The organism is Stenotrophomonas sp. TEPEL, from assembly GCF_004348785.1.
Lineage (GTDB): Bacteria > Pseudomonadota > Gammaproteobacteria > Xanthomonadales > Xanthomonadaceae > Stenotrophomonas > Stenotrophomonas indicatrix.
This window is the reverse complement of sequence record NZ_QQXJ01000001.1, coordinates 3,836,552-3,852,733: the sequence shown is the minus strand read 5'-3', so window position 1 is coordinate 3,852,733 and position 16,182 is coordinate 3,836,552. Positions and strand designations below refer to the sequence as shown.

At 68.2% G+C, this 16,182-nt stretch carries 16 protein-coding genes; 8 read left to right on the top strand and 8 right to left on the bottom strand.

The window, feature by feature from the left end:
• Positions 1 to 147: 147 nt before the first annotated feature.
• The 4 genes from TEP_RS17630 (at position 148) to TEP_RS17615 (ending at position 3,461) form a co-directional block, all read left to right on the top strand.
• A complete protein-coding gene (locus tag TEP_RS17630; protein ID WP_032975605.1) occupies positions 148 to 567 on the top strand; it encodes an EF-hand domain-containing protein in 420 nt (139 codons plus the stop codon).
• 97 nt (positions 568 to 664) lie between these two features.
• Positions 665 to 1,417: an HAD family hydrolase gene (locus tag TEP_RS17625; protein WP_032975604.1), complete on the top strand. Its 753-nt coding sequence runs from the start codon at positions 665 to 667 to the stop codon at positions 1,415 to 1,417.
• 31 nt (positions 1,418 to 1,448) lie between these two features.
• The gene (locus TEP_RS17620) at positions 1,449 to 1,937 is read left to right on the top strand and encodes a hypothetical protein (protein ID WP_132826144.1); all 489 of its coding nucleotides are present in this window, start codon (positions 1,449 to 1,451) and stop codon (positions 1,935 to 1,937) included.
• 162 nt (positions 1,938 to 2,099) lie between these two features.
• Entirely contained in the window at positions 2,100 to 3,461 is a 1,362-nt protein-coding gene (locus TEP_RS17615) for a VOC family protein (RefSeq protein ID WP_132826143.1), read from the top strand.
• 85 nt (positions 3,462 to 3,546) lie between these two features.
• Here the strand turns inward: TEP_RS17615 and TEP_RS17610 are convergent, their stop codons facing one another.
• Complete coding sequence (locus TEP_RS17610; RefSeq protein WP_132826142.1) at positions 3,547 to 5,061, bottom strand: acetyl-CoA hydrolase/transferase family protein; 1,515 nt, start codon at positions 5,059 to 5,061, stop codon at positions 3,547 to 3,549.
• 368 nt (positions 5,062 to 5,429) lie between these two features.
• Between TEP_RS17610 and glnE the strand changes: the two genes are divergently transcribed.
• Positions 5,430 to 8,225, top strand: a complete 2,796-nt coding sequence (gene glnE, locus TEP_RS17605) for a bifunctional [glutamate--ammonia ligase]-adenylyl-L-tyrosine phosphorylase/[glutamate--ammonia-ligase] adenylyltransferase (protein WP_132826141.1) — start codon at positions 5,430 to 5,432, stop codon at positions 8,223 to 8,225.
• Between the two features lie 132 nt (positions 8,226 to 8,357).
• Here the strand turns inward: glnE and TEP_RS17600 are convergent, their stop codons facing one another.
• From TEP_RS17600 to TEP_RS17575, 6 genes are all read right to left on the bottom strand, one after another.
• Complete coding sequence (locus TEP_RS17600; protein ID WP_132826140.1) at positions 8,358 to 8,993, bottom strand: hypothetical protein; 636 nt, start codon at positions 8,991 to 8,993, stop codon at positions 8,358 to 8,360.
• Positions 8,994 to 9,260: 267 nt separating this feature from the next.
• Positions 9,261 to 9,821 carry a queuosine precursor transporter gene (locus TEP_RS17595; RefSeq protein ID WP_132826139.1) on the bottom strand — a complete coding sequence of 187 codons (561 nt, stop codon included), beginning with the start codon at positions 9,819 to 9,821 and terminating at the stop codon, positions 9,261 to 9,263.
• A 74-nt stretch (positions 9,822 to 9,895) separates the two neighbouring features.
• Positions 9,896 to 10,411, bottom strand: coding sequence for a hypothetical protein (locus TEP_RS17590; protein ID WP_025878222.1), 516 nt, complete (start codon positions 10,409 to 10,411; stop codon positions 9,896 to 9,898).
• Between the two features lie 32 nt (positions 10,412 to 10,443).
• Positions 10,444 to 10,938 carry a hypothetical protein gene (locus TEP_RS17585; protein WP_132826138.1) on the bottom strand — a complete coding sequence of 165 codons (495 nt, stop codon included), beginning with the start codon at positions 10,936 to 10,938 and terminating at the stop codon, positions 10,444 to 10,446.
• An 18-nt stretch (positions 10,939 to 10,956) separates the two neighbouring features.
• A complete protein-coding gene (locus TEP_RS17580; protein ID WP_132826137.1) occupies positions 10,957 to 11,805 on the bottom strand; it encodes a DUF2145 domain-containing protein in 849 nt (282 codons plus the stop codon).
• Positions 11,806 to 11,956: 151 nt separating this feature from the next.
• Positions 11,957 to 12,916: a mitochondrial fission ELM1 family protein gene (locus tag TEP_RS17575; protein WP_025878217.1), complete on the bottom strand. Its 960-nt coding sequence runs from the start codon at positions 12,914 to 12,916 to the stop codon at positions 11,957 to 11,959.
• 122 nt (positions 12,917 to 13,038) lie between these two features.
• Here TEP_RS17575 and TEP_RS17570 point away from each other — a divergent pair, with 122 nt between their 5' ends.
• Positions 13,039 to 13,629, top strand: coding sequence for a malonic semialdehyde reductase (locus TEP_RS17570; protein ID WP_132826136.1), 591 nt, complete (start codon positions 13,039 to 13,041; stop codon positions 13,627 to 13,629).
• Between the two features lie 85 nt (positions 13,630 to 13,714).
• A complete protein-coding gene (locus TEP_RS17565) occupies positions 13,715 to 14,425 on the top strand; it encodes a YceI family protein (protein ID WP_132826135.1) in 711 nt (236 codons plus the stop codon).
• 284 nt (positions 14,426 to 14,709) lie between these two features.
• On the opposite strand, the gene TEP_RS17560 is transcribed toward TEP_RS17565, so the two are convergent.
• A complete protein-coding gene (locus TEP_RS17560) occupies positions 14,710 to 15,111 on the bottom strand; it encodes a hypothetical protein (protein WP_132826134.1) in 402 nt (133 codons plus the stop codon).
• A gap of 281 nt (positions 15,112 to 15,392) precedes the next feature.
• On the opposite strand from TEP_RS17560, the gene TEP_RS17555 reads away from it, so the two are divergent.
• On the top strand, positions 15,393 to 16,182 hold a 790-nt coding region (locus tag TEP_RS17555; RefSeq protein ID WP_132826568.1), incomplete at its 3' end, for a hypothetical protein.

The following is a 16,182-nucleotide window of genomic DNA, read 5'->3' as shown; positions in this document are numbered from 1 at the left end:
CCGCGCTAACGCATGCGCCTGCGCCGGTGGTTAACCATGCGTGTTCGAGGGAATCGCGGCGCAAAATCGATTCAGAAACGCGGTGGCAGGGTAGGTGCCGTGCGGAGACAACGACCGCGCACTACCACCCTTCAGGAGACACCCCAGATGACTATTCGCAACCGCAAGCCCCTGATCGCCCTGATCGTCGCCGCCGGCAGCGTGTTGGCCATCCCGGCGATGGCGCAGTCGGCCAAGCAGCAGGCCGCGCATGCACAGAACGAAGCGGCGCAGGCCCAGCAGGCGGCGGCACAGGCAGGCCAAGCGGCTGACCAGGCCACCGACGCGGCCGCAGCAGCCTCGGCGCAGGCCAACGGCGGTGGCCAGACGTGGGCCAGCATCGATACCGATGGCAACGGCACCATCAGCAAGAGCGAGTCGCAGGTGAATGCGGGCCTTGCGCAGGTGTTCGACCAGGCTGATGCCAACAAGGACGGCCAGTTGAGCGCCGACGAGTACAAGGCCTATGTGGCCGCCCAGCAGTCGGGTGCTGGCGCGGGTGGCACGGCCGCAGGCCAGGGTCGCTGATCCACGGTTGAATTCGGGACAACCGGTGCATGGGCAACCCGGGTGGCTTCGGCCACCCGGGTTTTTTTCGTCATCGCCGCGCCTGTATCCTAGGGCGATGAACACCTCCACGCCTGCGCCCTCGCGCGCCATCGGCCTGGTCGGTTTTGACGGTGACGACACGCTCTGGAAGAGCGAGGACTACTACCGCAAGGCCGAGCAGGATTACCTGGACCTGCTGTCGCGCTACATCGACGTCCACGACACCCAGACCGCCCGCCACCTGCTGGAAGTGCAGCAGCGCCACCTCGGCGTGTTCGGTTACGGGGTGAAAAGCATGACGCTGTCGATGATCGAAGCGGCCATCGAGATCACCTCGCAGCGGATCGAAGCCAAGGACATCCAGCGCATCCTCGATATCGGCCATGACACCCTGCGCCACCCGGTCGAACTGATCGACGGCGTACGCGAGTCGGTGGCCGCCATCGCCGCGCAGTACCCGGTGGTGCTGATCACCAAGGGCGACCTGTTCCACCAGGAAGCCAAGATCAAGGTCGCGGCGCTGGCGGACCTGTTCCCGCGCATCGAGATCGTGTCCGAGAAGGACCCGGAAACCTATGCCCGCGTGCTGGCCGAATTCGACCTGCCGATGCAGCAGTTCGTGATGGTCGGCAATTCGCTGCGCTCGGACATCGAACCGGTGATCACCCTTGGCGGCTGGGGTATCCACACCCCGTACGCGGTGACCTGGGCGCACGAGACCCAGCACGGCGTGGCCGACGACGAACCACGCATGGTCAACGCCGATACCGCCTGGGACTGGCCGGCGGCGCTGGCGACGATCGAGGCCAAGGCCGCTGCCGCAGCCTGACACGGCGCGGCGGCTGCGGCAGAATCGAAGGATGAAACTGCCACTGCGCGCCCTGCTGTTGTCCCTGCTGCTGGCGCCGGCCATCGTGCTGGCGCAGCAGACCGCCGAACGTTCGGCGACCTATGAGGTGGATACCGGCGATGCCTGGGTCGACACCCAGCTGGCCGACATCAACCACTACGCCGAGCGTTACCCCGATGCCTTCCTCGACGAGGTATCGCGCTACGCCGGTGTACCGCGCGGTTACATCGCCGCGCTGGCCACCACCCACCGGTGGCAGGCCGGCGACATCTATTTCGCCTGTTTCTGGGCCAAGGCCAGTGGCCAGACCTGCCGCGACAGCGTGCGTGCCTTCAGCCAGGACCCCGAGGGCGGCTGGGCCGAGGTGGTGAAGCGGATGCCGGTCAAGCCGCAGAACCTGCACTACCGGGCCGTTCGCCACGCCATCGTGGCCAGCTACGAGCACTGGGATCGGCCGATCACCCTCGATGCCACGCTGAAGCGGCAGTTGAAGCCGTAGCGCCGGGCCACGCCCGGCGAGCGCGCAGCGCGGCCCTGGGATTCGCCGGGCATGGCCCGGCGCTACCGATGTTCTTCATGTTGCTCTGCGTATCGCCGCCGCCGCGCGCTCCGGCGACAATACGGGTCCGAGCTGTTCCCCGTTCCCGTAATCGAGTGACTGATGAGCGCCTCTTTCGTTTCGCCTGATGTGATCCGCCGCCTGTTCGCCCAGGCCATGTCCCGCATGTACCGCACCGAAGTGCCGTTGTACGGCACGCTGGTGGAACTGGTGGAGCGGATCAACACGCAGGTCCTGGCGCAGGACCCGGCGCTGGCCGCGCAGCTGCTGCGCAACGACGAGCGTGCCCGCCTGGATGAAGAACGCCACGGCGCGATCCGCGTCGGTACCCCGCAGGAACTGGCAACCCTGCGCCGCCTGTTCGCGGTGATGGGCATGTACCCGGTGGGCTACTACGATCTGTCGGTGGCCGGCGTGCCGGTGCATTCCACCGCCTTCCGCCCGCTGACCGCCGCTGCGCTGGCACTGAACCCGTTCCGCGTGTTCACCTCGCTGCTGCGCCTGGAGCTGATCGAAGACGAGGCACTGCGTGCGCAGTCGGCCGAAATCCTCGCCCGTCGCCGCATCTTCACCGACGAGGCACTGGCGCTGATCGACCAGGCCGAACGTGACGGTGGCCTCACCCAGGCCGATGCCGAGCGCTTCGTCGAACAGGCGCTGGAAACCTTCCGCTGGCATGGCGACGCCACCGTCGACTTGCCGACCTACCATGCCCTGCACAAGGCACACCGGCTGGTGGCCGACGTGGTCAGCTTCCGTGGCCCGCACATCAACCACCTGACCCCGCGCACGCTGGACATCGACGCTGCGCAGGCGGCGATGATCGAGCACGGCATGGCCGCCAAGGCGGTGATCGAGGGCCCGCCGCGCCGTGCCTGCCCGATCCTGCTGCGGCAGACCAGCTTCAAGGCGCTGGAAGAGGCGGTGCACTTCCCGGGCAACGAGGGCGGCGACGCCGGTACCCATACCGCGCGCTTCGGCGAGATCGAGCAGCGCGGCCTGGCGCTGACCGCCAAGGGCCGCGCGCTGTACGACCAGCTGCTGACGCAGGCGCGCGATGCCGACGGCGCGGGCAGCACCGGTGGCGACTATGGGCAGCGCCTGCAGGCGGTGTTCGCCAGCTTCCCGGATGACCACGACACCCTGCGCCAGGAAGGCCTGGGGTATTACCGCTACCAGCTGACCGACGCTGGCCGCGCCGCGCCGGAGCGCGTGGCCGATCTGCCGGCCGAAGTGCTGGTTGCCGCGGGCCTGGCCACGGCCGATCCGATCGTCTACGAGGACTTCCTGCCGGTCAGCGCCGCAGGCATCTTCCAGTCGAACCTGGGCGGTGGCGAGCAGCGCGCGTACGCCGCCCATGCCAATCGCGAGGCCTTCGAACAGGCGCTGGGTGCAGCGGTGAACGATGAGTTCGAGATCTACGAGCGCATCCAGGCCGAATCGCTGGCGAGCCTGCGCAGCTGATGCGGCACACCCGCCGGGCATGGCCCGGCGCTACCAAGGTGCGATGCGGGGTAGCGCCGGGCCATGCCCGGCGAACCGGCAATACTCAGCCCTTCATGGTGCCCGTATCCAGCCACCGCTGGTGCCACGACAGCGCCTCCGGCAGCAGGTGCGGGGTGTGCTTGCCGTAGCTCTCGCGGCTGGCGCGGTCGAAGTAGTCCTGCAGCTGCGCGCGGAAATCCGGGTGCGCGCAGTTGTCGATCAGCACCTGCGCGCGCTTGCGCGGGGTCAGGCCACGCAGATCGGCCAGGCCCTGTTCGGTCACGATCACCGACACGTCGTGCTCGGTGTGGTCGACATGGCTGGCCATCGGCACGATCGCCGAAATGGTGCCGTTCTTCGCCGTCGACGGGCTCAGGAACGCAGACAGGAAGCCATTGCGCGCGAAGTCGCCCGAACCGCCGATGCCGTTCATGATCCGCGTACCCATCACGTGCGTCGAATTGACGTTGCCGTAGATGTCCACCTCGATCATGCCGTTCATGCCGATGCAGCCCAGGCGGCGCACCAGTTCCGGATGGTTGGAGATTTCCTGCGTGCGCATGATGATGCGCTCGCGGTAGAAATCGATGTTCTCCTTGAACGTCTCGTTGGCCTGCGGGCTCAGTGCGAAGCCGGTGCACGAGGCGTAGCTCAGCACGCCGTTGCGCAGCAGGTCGAGCATGCCGTCCTGGATCACTTCGGTGAACGCGGCCAGGTCGCGGAAACCACTCTTGGCCAGGCCGGCCAGCACCGCATTGGGGATGTTGCCCACGCCCGACTGCAGCGGCAGCAGGTTGGCCGGCAGGCGGCCGCGCTTTACTTCGTGCTGCAGGAACTCGATCAGATGCGCGGCGATCTGCTCGCTGGTCGCATCGATCGGGCTGAACGGGCTGTTGCGGTCCGGGCCGTTGGTGCGCACCACGGCCACGATCTTGTCCGGGTCGCAGCGCAGCGCGGTCTCGCCGATGCGGTCGTTGGCGTTCACCAGCGGAATCGGCTTGCGGTGCGGCGGCAGGGCGGTGCCGTAGTAGATGTCATGCATGCCGTCCACGCCGGCCGGCTGCCACTCGTTGACCTCGACGATCACTTTCTTGGCCAGGTCCAGCCAGGTCTTGTTGTTGCCCACCGAGGTGGACGGCACCAGCGAGCCATCCTCGCGGATCGCCGAGACCTCGACCACGGCGGTATCGATCTCGCCGTAGAAGCCGAACCAGACGTGCTGGGCGACGTGGCTGAGGTGGATGTCGATGTAATCCAGCTTGCCCTCGTTGATGCGGTTGCGCGCATCCGGGTCGCTCTGGAACGGCATGCGCATGGCGATGCCATCGGCCTTGGCCAGCGCGCCATCGAGTTCCGGCGCGGTGGAGGCGCCGGTCATCAGGCTGATCTGGAAGGGCAGGCCCTGGGCATGCACCGATTCGATGCGGCGGGCCAGCTCAACGGGAACGGCCTTGGGATAACCGGAGCCGGTAAAGCCGCTCATGGCCACGGTTTCACCGGGCTGGATCAGCGCGGCTGCGGCCTCGGCGGAGACCACGCGGTCACGAAGACGCGCGTTGGCGATGCGATCAACAGTCATGACGACAGCATTTCTGGGGGGAATTCCGATTATCGGCCATCCCCTCCTGTACGGGGGGTTCTACCTTCGTGGAATGGTGTTTCCGGCAAGGCCTCTCCCATACCCGTCAGTTTTGTTTTGCAGTGCAGCGTGCAAAGTACTTTCGTACACCGCACGATGGCCCTGCATCCCGACGTGGGGGAGGGAGCAGAGCCCGCTGGCAGTTCGCTGCAAGCGGGCTTTTTTATTGCCTGTCGCCCAAGATGAATGCGCGGTGCCGGGGTCGGATCCTTTTGCCAACGGCAAAAGGCTCTGACCCGACAGGCCGCAGCAAAGGGGCGCAGCCCTTCGCCGTTGGCAAAGGGATGCGACCCCGCGAGAATCAGTGCATGACCCTCGCCCCCGCCGAATTGCCCGCCACCCTGCAGCCCCTCGTCGACCGCGCGCTGGCGCGCCTGGCCCAGGCAGTGCCCGATCCCATCCCGGCCGAACTGCAGCCGATGCTGGTGCAGCTGGCCATCAGCAGCGATTTCGCCATCGACACCCTGGTGCGCCAGCCCGGCCTGCTGGCGCAGCTGGCCGCGCCGGGCTGCCCGCCGCTGCCGGCGCCGGTGCTCGACCCGCTGCAGCCCAGCGACTGGCCGGCACAACTGCGACGCTGGCGCACGGCGATGTCCACCCGCTTGATCTGGCGCGACCTGGCCGGGCTGGACGACGTGCCGCAGACCCTGGCGGGCGCCACCGCGCTGGCCGAGGACTGCCTGCGCTTGGCGCTGGACGCCCTGCAGCAGGAGTTCGCCCAGCGCCACGGGGTGATCACCGATGACAACGGCCAACCGCAGCAACTGGTGGTGTTCGGGCTGGGCAAGCTGGGCGGTGGCGAGCTCAACTTCAGTTCCGATGTCGATCTGGTCTACGCCTACGTGCAGGGCGGTGAATCCGACGGTCCGCGCGCGCTGGCGGCCGAGGAGTACTTCGCTCGGCTCGGCCAGCGCCTGGCCAAGCTGCTGGATGAAACCACCGTCGATGGCTTCAGCCATCGCGTCGACCTGCGCCTGCGCCCGTTCGGCAGCGCGGGCCGCGTCGCGCTGTCCTTTGCCGCAATGGATCAGTACTTCCAGCGCGAAGGCCGCGACTGGGAGCGCTATGCCTGGTTGAAGGCGCGCGCGGTGGCAGGCGACATTGCCGCTGGCGAGGCCTGGCTGCAGACCCTGCGTCCGTTCGTGTACCGCCGCTACCTCGATTTCACCGCGCTCGACGGCCTGCGCGAGATGAAGGCGGCGATCACCGCGGAAGTCGCCCGGCGCGAGATGCACGACGACATCAAGCGCGGTGCCGGTGGTATCCGCGAGATCGAATTCCTGTGCCAGGCGTTGCAGCTCATTCGCGGTGGCCGCGAGCCGGTGCTGCGTGAGCGGCGGTTGCTGGTCGCGCTGGATGCCCTGGTGGCTGCCGGGCAGATCGCCCGCGATGATGGCGCCGCACTGCGCGAGGCCTATCTGTTCCTGCGCCGGCTGGAAAACCGCCTGCAGATGCTGCGCGATGCGCAGACCCATGTGCTGCCCAGCGATGTGCTGGATCGCCAGCGGATTGCCGTCGGCCTCGGCTATGCCGATTGGGATGCGCTGCGCGACGCGCTGCGTGTGCAGCAGCAGCGCGTCAGTACCGAGTTCGGTGCGCTGCTGGCACCACGCAAGGGCCAGGCAGCACCCGATGCGCTGGCCAACTACTGGCGCAGCCTGCCCGAGGGCAGCAACGCGCCACTGCTGGCCGAGGCCGGTTTCCTCGATGCCAATGGCGCAGACCAGTCACTGCGCGATTTCGCTCACGGCACGGGTGTGAAGTCGCTGTCCGATGCCGCGCGCGCGCGCCTGGACCGCGTACTGCCGGCACTGCTGCACGCCGCCACCCGTTCACCGCAGCCCGATGCCGCACTCAAGCGCGTGCTCGGCCTGCTGCAGGCAGTGCTGCGCCGTACCAGCTACCTGGCGCTGCTGGACGAACAGCCCAGCGCGCTCGCGCGCCTGGTCGACGTGCTGGCACGCAGCGCGCTGCTGGCCGAACGCCTGGCCGCGTATCCGCTGCTGCTGGACGAACTGCTGGACGTACGCGTGTCCGGGCCGATGCCCGACGCCGCCGGCATGCTGGCCGAATGCCGGCAGGTGCTGCCGGTGGAAGATCCCGAATCGCAGCTGCGCTGGCTCAATGAAACGCGCCTGGCGTTGAGCTTCCGCATGGCCATGGCCACGCTGGATGGCCGCCAGGGCGCGGTCGACAGCACCCGGCAACTGGCCGAACTGGCGCAGGCGGTGGTCATCACCGTGTTGGCGATGGCCGAGGCCGATATGCACGCCGCGCACGGCGCTATCGCCGGCGGCCGCTTCGCGATCATCGGGTACGGCAGCCTGGGCGGCCTGGAGCTGGGTTTCGGCTCGGATCTGGACCTGGTGTTCCTGCACGATCACCCGCCGGGCGTGGAAGCCAGTGACGGCGCGCGCCCGCTGGAACCGGGCCGCTGGTATGCACGCCTGGCGCAGAAGGTAATGGCGCTGCTGGCTGCGGTCACCGCCGCCGGCCGCCTGTACGACATCGACGTGCGCCTGCGTCCGGATGGTGGCAAGGGCTCGCTGGTGTCTTCGCTGGCCAGCTACACCGAGTACCAGCGCGATCGCGCATGGACCTGGGAGCACCAGGCGCTGGTGCGCGCACGCGGCGTGGCCGGCGATGCCAGCCTGCTGCAGGATTTCGAACAGGTACGTGCACAGACCTTGGGCCGCGAACGTGATCGCGCAACGCTGTATGCCGATGTGGTGAAGATGCGCGGGCGCATGCGCACCGAACTGGACCGCAGCGATGCCGCGCGGCTCGACCTGAAGCAGGGCGAAGGCGGCGTGGTCGACCTGGAGTTCCTGCTGCAGACCGGCGTGCTGGCATGCAGTGCGCAAACCCCTGCGTTGCTGCAGCCGCGTGCCACGCCTGCCTTGATCGACGCGCTGGCCGCGGCGGGGTTCCTGCCCGAAGCCACCGCACAGGCGCTGCATGGCGCGCATGCCACGCTGCTGGAGGTCGGGCTGGCCTGCACGCTGGATCGCCGACCGCGCTTGGCGCCGACGACGCCGGCCATCGAAGAGGCGTGTGCGGCGATCCGCGCCGCGTGCATCGCCGCGGAGCTGCCGTTCGCCTGACCAGCAGAGGGCGGGATGCGCCTCGCTGGGGATGCGCTCCTGGTAGGTGCCAACCTTGGTTGGCACGCTGTTGCCGGCGCCATCAACGCTGGAGGATCGTGCCAACCAAGGTTGGCAGCGACCATGCCCAAGCTAGCCCGAGGCCAGCACCTGTTCCACCAACACGCGGTCGCGTTGGCCACGGCGCATGATCGCGCGGCGCTGCAGGGCGTCGCGCAGGCGCGGATCATCGGCGCGCATGCCGTTGTGGTGCGCGATATACAGCACCGTCTGCAGCGGCCATGCATGAAACTCGGCGCGGGCCACCACATCGTCGATCAGCGACGCCGATACGCTGCGCCACGCCAGCATGTGTGCCAGGCCGCTGGCCGAAAGTCGCTCGACCAGGTGCTGGGCCAGGGCATCGGCATCGTGTGTGCCGGCGCGTACGATGACGCCGCTCTGGCCTGCGAAGCCCGGCAGGCCGCCGGCAGATGAGGTGGTGGCCATCACCGTCTGCGGGTTGAACAGCGCAGAAGGCGTGCCATCAGCCCACTGTTGGCAGAAGGCCAGCGCCTGCGGGCAGGCCACCTCCATCATGGCTGACCAACCGCCCGCATTGCGCAGCGGACACAGGGACAGGCTGGCGATTTCCGTGCGGCCTTCGCGCAATACCCAGCCCAGCCCGCGAGTGCGCAGTCCATCGTGTCCTGCGGCGGCGGCGGCGGCGGTCAGGTATTGACGCACCTGCCGTTCCACGGCGATCTTGTACGTGGCGTCCGTTTCCATCGACGTAGCGTGACGCAGGTGATGTGGGGGTGTCCAGCGTGCCGACCAGGGTTGGCAGCTACCGGGTCAATGGCCCGCCGATGGCCTTCCATTGGTAGGTGTCGACCGTTGGTAGGCACAATCCCTCAGCTGCGATGAACCCTGAAGAAGCGTGCCGACCAACGGTCGGCACCCACCGGTTCCATGGAGTGTGCCAACCAAGGTCGGCACCCACCGGGTTCCATGGGGTGTGCCAACCAAGGTTGGCAGCTACCGGATCAATGGTGGTCAGCCCGCTGTACGCAGCGGCGCCATCTTCCACAGCAGCGCGCGGAACGGGGCCAGCAGGCACACGCCGATCGCCAGCTTCACCGCCAGGTCGCCCGCCGCCCAGCTCACCCACGGCAGGGTGGAACCGGCGAAGGCGATCGACCAGAAGATCGTGGTGTCCACCGTGGCGCTGCAGGTGGTGGCCACCATCGGTGCGCGCCACCAGTTGCCGCGACGCAGGCGATCGAATACGGTGATGTCCAGCAACTGGGCCACGATGAAGGCCGAGCACGAGGCGATCGCAATGCGCGGCGTCGCCACCCACACCGACAGCAGCACCGCCACCGCAAACCCGATCCACGCCACGCGGCGGGCCGGGCCCGGGCCGAAGCGGCGGTTGATCAGGTTGCTGACCAGAAAGGCCACCGGGTAGCTGAAAGCACCCCAGGTCAGCCAGTCATTGATGGGGTACTGCACCAGCACGTTGGACAGCAGCACCACCGCGCCCATGGCCAGCACCGCCAGCACCAGGGCGCGGGCGGTCAACGGGGCAAAAACAGGCGCAGGACGCACGGACATGGCGAGCCAGGGGACAAAGGGGATCGCCCATTATCCGCCCGGCCCGCCGCAAAGCCAAAAACGGCCGTTCAGTTTTACAGCTGCTCGCTCAGCGCGTCGCCGGCGGCATAGGCGGTCGGCACATAGGCCAGGGCCTTGCCGTCACTGTTCTTCACTGTCCAGCCGGCACCGGCATCGGTCGGGTCGAAGCGCACCTGCTGGCCCACCACGAAACCGGCCACCGGGTCTTCGCCCTCGATCGCCGGCCACTGCAGAGTGGCGGTCTGGTCGGCCTTGTCCGGCACCTGCAGCTGCACCTGGCGCTCGCCAGCGGCGGTGGTCGCCACCTGCTTCACTTCCATCGGCGGCAGCGGTACCGCAGGGGTGCGCTCGGCCACCCGGCCATTGCGCTCGCTGGCCTTGAACGGCGCCTTGGACAGCGCGGCCAGGCCCATCGAGGTGGCCAGCGGAACCGACACCACGATCAGCGACGTGACCAGCACGCTGGCCTGGCCGCTGTTGATGTGCGGGGCGGCGCCAGCGTGCACGGTCGGCACGGTCAGGGCCGAGAGCAGCAGGGCGGCAGCGGGGGCGCGCAGGGAACGAAGCATGGTGACCTCCTGGTCGGGATGAAGGCAGCGGCTCAGCGCTGCGTATCGAAAATGTCGCGCGGGCCGGTGGCCTCGGGCAGGTATTCCAGCGGCCGGCCCTGGTTGTCGCTCACCCGCCAGCCGTTGCCCGATTCAGCAGGCTCGAAGTTCACGGTCTGGCCCACGGTGAACTGCACGGCCGGGTCACCGGGGCGCTTGGGCCACTGCACGGACGCGGTGTTCTGCGGGTTGGCGGGGTCCTGCAGCAGCACCTCACGGCGACCATCGACGGTGGTGGAGATGGCGCTGACCTGCATCTGCGGCAGCGTCACCCGCGGTCCTTGGCCGGGGGGCATGCCCGCATCGTCGGTTTCCCCAGCCGCGGCTGCGCGCGCCCGTTCCACCATCGGCGCGGACATGGCCAGGCTCGGCCCCTCGGGCACGCTGTTCTGGAGGATCACGATGCGGCGCTCGGCATGTGCCGGCGCTGCAGACAACAGGCTGCCGCACAGAAGCACGGCCAACGCGGAAAACTGCAGGTTGCGCATCATCTTCTCCTTGCCAGGTCAGGGCGCAGCTGCGGCAGTGTCGGCCGTCGCATGCGCAATGGTCAGTTCCTGCTGCAGCTGGCTGCGCTGGTGCAGGAAGTCGAATACCGATTCCACCGTCACCACCGAGTAGTTGCCGGAAATGCGTTCGCTGGCCGGATGATCGGTGGTGGTGGCGTTGGCCACGAACAAGCGCGCACCCACGCGCTTGCCCAAGCCGATATGCAGCACGCTGGGCTGGTACTTCTGCGCGCGCAGCCATTGCTGTGCCTGTTCGCGCTTGAGGATGACCGGGCCCCCTTCGGCCTGCGCCATCGCTGCGGCCAGCAATTCCAGGATCCACTGGTTGGAATTCTGGAAGTCGGTCGCGAACGGATAGGCCACGACGTTGTAGTTCGATTCGTGCAGCGCCTTGGGCTGGATCGCCGGCGCTGCCAGCATCCGCTTCAGGGCAGCCTGCAACGCCGGGGGCGGCACGCCGATGCGCAGATCGGTATGGGTGCCGCTTTCACCGACGAAATTGCCCAGGCCCTCGCGGTACAGCTGCGAGCTGTCGGTCTTGCAGCGGTTGAGCAAGTGCATCGCGCGCCAGCGGCCGTCGTCCTCGCGCAGCAGGAAGGCCAAGTGGCTGTGGCGCAGGCCGTAGCGGCTCAGGTCCTGGCCGCCACGCGCGGCGATCACCACGTCCACGTCGGGCAGCGCATCCAGGCGCTCGGCCGTGGTCCACGCCACATCGAACATCGCCGCCTGCGCGGCCACGCTGGGGTAGCGCTCGCGGCAGGTGCCGCTGTCGGCCCATGCCGGCGCGGTGGCCAGCAGGCCCATCGACAGCAGCAGGGCGCAGCGCAGGCGATGCAGACGTTCCATGTATACCGCTCCAGACGCGGGCAGGCCCGCGCGCCGATCATACCCGCATCGCTGGAATCAGGGCTCCACAGGGGGGGAGGTAGTGCCGGCCGCTGGCCGGCATCCGCATATACGTCGCCGAAGATCATGAGTTGCCGGCCAGCGGCCGGCACTACCGTGATGCCAGGCGTGCTTTGACCTCCGCGGCAATCCGCGTGGTTTCGCGCAGCGGTTCAATGCGGTCGTACTGCCAGTCCAGCCAACGCGGCTGCAGGCGCCCGCGCTCGCGCAGCTGCTGCTGGAAGCGTGCCAACCGTCCCTGTGCGGTATCGGCCAGGGCCACCATCACCGGCATGCGGGTGGCGCTGGCCTCGGACAGCAGGTTCACCGAATCGGGCGACACCACCACGCGGTTGGCCCAGCCGAGCAGGCCCGCATACGGGTTCACGCCATCGCCGCCATCGCCCCAGATCACATGCGGCAGATCGGCGAACTTCGCGCGCAGGATCTCGGCCAATGCTGGCGGCGTGCGTCGCGACGTTGTCGCCAGCAGGCTGCCGCCCTCGCTGCGGATCTGCTCGGCCAGCGCCTGGAATACATGCACCATCGCGGTTTCGTCCCACGGCGCCAGCGGCGTCGGGCCGCCCACCAGCAGCGCGGTGCGCGGGCCGGGCAGGGTACTGAAGCTGGCGAACGCGGCGCGGCCCCAGGCCAGCCAGTCATCGTCCACCGGGTTCAGGCTGCCGATCAGGGTCAACACGTTGCTGCCGCGCAGCGCGTCATGTTCGGGCACCACCACCACATCCCAGTGACGGGAACCGATGCGCGGGTCGAGGATCTGCACCACCTGGCTGCCGCGCGCACGCAGTACGCGTAGCGCGCCGGCGGCCTGGCGGCCACAGCCGATCGCCAGCGCGGGCGCATCGGCGGCGAGGGTTGCCAGGGCTTGGCCGTAGCCGTGTACATCACCGGGCAAGCGCCGCGGTGCCAGCCAGCGCCATGGCGCCCGGGGCTGCAGGATCAGGGGGCGGTGGGTGCCTTGGCGCAGCGCCGAGGCCAGCGCGACCGCCTGCCGGACATTGCCGGCACGGCCGTCGGTGACCGTCCAAGGCGCGCTCGATCGTTTCACCATTGGCATTAATTCGTTTCAACCCTGCTGGGTGTTGCAACAGTCGCGACACTCTACACTGCGGATCGACGTTTCGCCCCGCGCCGCCCGCGGGCACAGACCTTAGCCGCCCTGGAGATCCACCGATGTCCCACGCGCTCGACGCTGCTGCACTGGACCAGTTGTTCCGCACTGCCCGTACCCAGAACGCCTTCCTCGACAAGCCGGTCGAAGACGCCCAGCTGCACGCCCTGTACGACCTGCTGAAGTGGGGCCCGACCGCCGCCAACGGCAGCCCGGCGCGCTTCGTGTTCGTGAAGTCGACCGAAGCCAAGGCCAAGCTGGCCCCGGCCCTGTCCGAAGGCAACCACAACAAGACCCTGGCCGCCCCGGTCACCGTCATCGTCGCCTTCGACCAGGACTTCCACGAGAAGCTGCCGTACCTGTTCCCGCACACCGACGCCAAGGCCTGGTTCGACGGCCCGCGCGAAGGCCGCCATGAAGGCGCGTTCCGCAACGGCAGCCTGCAGGGTGCCTACCTGATCCTGGCCGCACGCGCGCTGGGCCTGGATGCCGGCCCGATGTCCGGCTTCGACAACGCCAAGGTCGATGAAGCCTTCTTCGCCGGCACCAGCATCAAGTCGAATTTCCTGGTCAACCTGGGGTACGGTGACGATTCGGGCCTGTTCCCCCGTCTGCCGCGCCTGTCCTTCGACGAAGCGGCGCGCATCGCGTAAGTCGCTGTAACGGTTTCGGGCCCGCCCGCCGTGGCGGGCCATTGCTGCACTGTGTTCCCACCCTACGATCCGGAGAGTTCCTGAGATGAGCGCCACCCGTAAACTGCTGCTGCCGCTGGCCCTGACCCTGGCCATCGCCGCCTGCTCCAAGCCGGCCGACACCGCCGCCCCGGCGGCCGATGCTGCTGCCCCGGCCGCCACCGAACAGGCTGCCACCACCCCGGCCGCCGATGCCGCTGCTGCCGCCCCGGCTGCTGCCGCCATCACCATCGCCTCGGGCACCTACAAGCTCGACCCGACCCATACCGACGTGCTGGCGCAGTGGAGCCACTTCGGCTTCTCCAACCCGAGCGCGCACTTCGGCAACGTCGAAGGCACCCTGGTGTACGACGCCACCGACGTCACCAAGTCCACCGTGGAAGTGAAGCTGCCGCTGAGCGGCCTGAACAGCTTCACCGCCAAGTTCGACGAGCACCTGAAGAGCGCCGACTTCTTCGACGCTGCCAAGTTCCCGGCTGCCAGCTTCAAGAGCACCAAGGTTGAAGCGGCCGGCACCAACAAGCTGACCGTCACCGGCGACCTGACCATCAAGGACATCACCAAGCCGGTGACCCTGGACGTCACCGTCAACGGCGGCGGCGAGCACCCGATGGCCAAGGTTCCGGCCGCCGGCTTCGATGCCACCACCACGATCAAGCGCAGCGATTTCGGCGTCGGCGCCTACGCCCCGAACGTCAGCGATGAAGTGAAGATCCGCATCACCACCGAAGCCACCGGCGAGAAGCCGGCGGCTTGATCCCTCCCGCTCACTCGTCGTGAGAAGGCAGAAGGCCCGCTGAAATGCGGGCCTTCTTTTTGGCGGCGTCCTGGACGGGTCGCTCGATTGCCTGATTGGCCGATTGCCGAATCACTCGGTGGCCCGATCGTCTGGTAGTGCCGGCCGCTGGCCGGCAACTGCATGCATCCAACTACCCCGAGGTTGCCGGCCGGCGGCCGGCACTACCCGGTAGGTGCCAACCTCGGTTGGCGCACGAGCACTCCGCAGGCCAACCAAGGTTGGCCACTACCGGGCACGCGCGCTTAGCGCAACGCGCCCAGCCACGCCGCCGACGCTTCGCTCGGGCTCTGCTTGGCCTTCACCACCAACCCGCTCGCACGCACGAACGTCTGCGCCGCCTGCGCCACTACCTGGCGGGCGATCAGCGCGGCCTGCTTGGTCGTTGCCTGCTGCTTGCGCAGCTGCACGATATGCACCGACGGGCGACCCACCGGTGCGTACTTCTGGTCGCGGCGCAGGATGTCGGCCACCTGTGCCACTTCGTGTTCGGCCCGCAGGTAGCGGTGCTGTGCCTCGACCAGCTCACGCAGCGGTACGCGCGCCGCAGCCGGGTCGGCAAAGGCGGACAGCGCTGCATCGCAGGCGGCATCATCAGTGAAGCGGGTACGCAGCGTGTCCACGCTGGCCAGGGTCAGTTTGGCCATGTGGGCCTCGTTGTTGCAGGAAAGGAGTGCGATTGTCGCATTGCTTGCCGGGTCGTGCCGGCCGCTGGCGGGCGACTGCGTGGGGGCGTGCGGACCAACGGTCCGCACCCACCGGCTGAGGGGCCGCACCGACCGGCTGGGCGAGGGGCCGCACCCATCGGCTGTCCAACGGTCTGCACCTGCCGGCTGGCCGACGGTCCGCACCCGCCGGCGGCAGAGAGCAGCCGAGCATCGGGTCGCGGTTACCATGGCGGCCGCACTGAACCATGGAAGGCAACACCATGCAGGAAGCGCAGTACTGGCTTGGCGAATTCTGGACCGGCCTGAGCGTGCTCGATCTGATCGGCGGCAGCGTGCTGGGCACGCTGTTGGGGCTGGTGCTGGGCATCTTCGCCTGGCGCGGGCTGCATCGACGCGGTTGGCTGCGCCGGCAGCGGCGTTGGCACCACGGGCTGCTGGCCTCGTATGTGGTGCTGCTGCCGTTGCTTGTCGCGTTCTTCGGCCTGCAATTGGGTTTCACCGCCGGCGCACACCGCGCGCTGTTCAAGCAGCTCGACCACTTCCAGCCGCACCTGCAGACGATGGTGGAAGGGTGGAGCAGCGGCTTCACCGACTCGCTGGAAGACGAGCGCATGCGTGCCGCGCTGCAGAGCCAGGGCACCGTGGGTGACGTTGCCGATTCGCTTGCTGCGATCTACCTGCGCGAGCATCCGCTGCCCGGCGTGGATCGTCTGGGTAACGGGCCGATGGCACGCGGCGTGGGCTGGGTGATCGGCAAGGTGCGCGCCGGGTTGCTGCGCGCGATGGTGGAAGACACGCTGATCGACAAGGCTGGCACTGTGGGCCTGGAGCCGAAGATGGTGCGTGAGGCGCTGACCATGCGCATGGATGAGCTGCTGCATACGCGTGGCGTGCTGCGGCTGGTGAAGGCGCAGATCAACGGCATGATGCCGGGCGTGTACCTGGGGTTGCTGCTGCCGCTGGCGATCATCGCGCTGCTGCTGGCGCTGGAGATCTGGGCCGCGCATCGGTTCGGGTGGGTACGTGGGGCTGCGCCCCGTGGGGTAGTGC

Bases quoted from the DNA above. Each gene is read 5' to 3' on its own strand.
- TEP_RS17565 (WP_132826135.1), top strand. From the start codon at position 13,715: ATGAGCGCCACCCGTAAACTGCTGCTGCCGCTGGCCCTGACCCTGGCC.
- TEP_RS17570 (WP_132826136.1), top strand. From the start codon at position 13,039: ATGTCCCACGCGCTCGACGCTGCTGCACTGGACCAGTTGTTCCGCACT.
- glnE (WP_132826141.1), top strand. From the start codon at position 5,430: ATGACCCTCGCCCCCGCCGAATTGCCCGCCACCCTGCAGCCCCTCGTC.
- TEP_RS17600 (WP_132826140.1), bottom strand. From the start codon at position 8,993: ATGGAAACGGACGCCACGTACAAGATCGCCGTGGAACGGCAGGTGCGT.
- TEP_RS17590 (WP_025878222.1), bottom strand. From the start codon at position 10,411: ATGCTTCGTTCCCTGCGCGCCCCCGCTGCCGCCCTGCTGCTCTCGGCC.
- TEP_RS17560 (WP_132826134.1), bottom strand. From the start codon at position 15,111: ATGGCCAAACTGACCCTGGCCAGCGTGGACACGCTGCGTACCCGCTTC.
- TEP_RS17595 (WP_132826139.1), bottom strand. From the start codon at position 9,821: ATGTCCGTGCGTCCTGCGCCTGTTTTTGCCCCGTTGACCGCCCGCGCC.
- TEP_RS17575 (WP_025878217.1), bottom strand. From the start codon at position 12,916: ATGGTGAAACGATCGAGCGCGCCTTGGACGGTCACCGACGGCCGTGCC.
- TEP_RS17625 (WP_032975604.1), top strand. From the start codon at position 665: ATGAACACCTCCACGCCTGCGCCCTCGCGCGCCATCGGCCTGGTCGGT.
- TEP_RS17620 (WP_132826144.1), top strand. From the start codon at position 1,449: ATGAAACTGCCACTGCGCGCCCTGCTGTTGTCCCTGCTGCTGGCGCCG.
- TEP_RS17585 (WP_132826138.1), bottom strand. From the start codon at position 10,938: ATGCGCAACCTGCAGTTTTCCGCGTTGGCCGTGCTTCTGTGCGGCAGC.
- TEP_RS17580 (WP_132826137.1), bottom strand. From the start codon at position 11,805: ATGGAACGTCTGCATCGCCTGCGCTGCGCCCTGCTGCTGTCGATGGGC.
- TEP_RS17630 (WP_032975605.1), top strand. From the start codon at position 148: ATGACTATTCGCAACCGCAAGCCCCTGATCGCCCTGATCGTCGCCGCC.
- TEP_RS17610 (WP_132826142.1), bottom strand. From the start codon at position 5,061: ATGACTGTTGATCGCATCGCCAACGCGCGTCTTCGTGACCGCGTGGTC.
- TEP_RS17615 (WP_132826143.1), top strand. From the start codon at position 2,100: ATGAGCGCCTCTTTCGTTTCGCCTGATGTGATCCGCCGCCTGTTCGCC.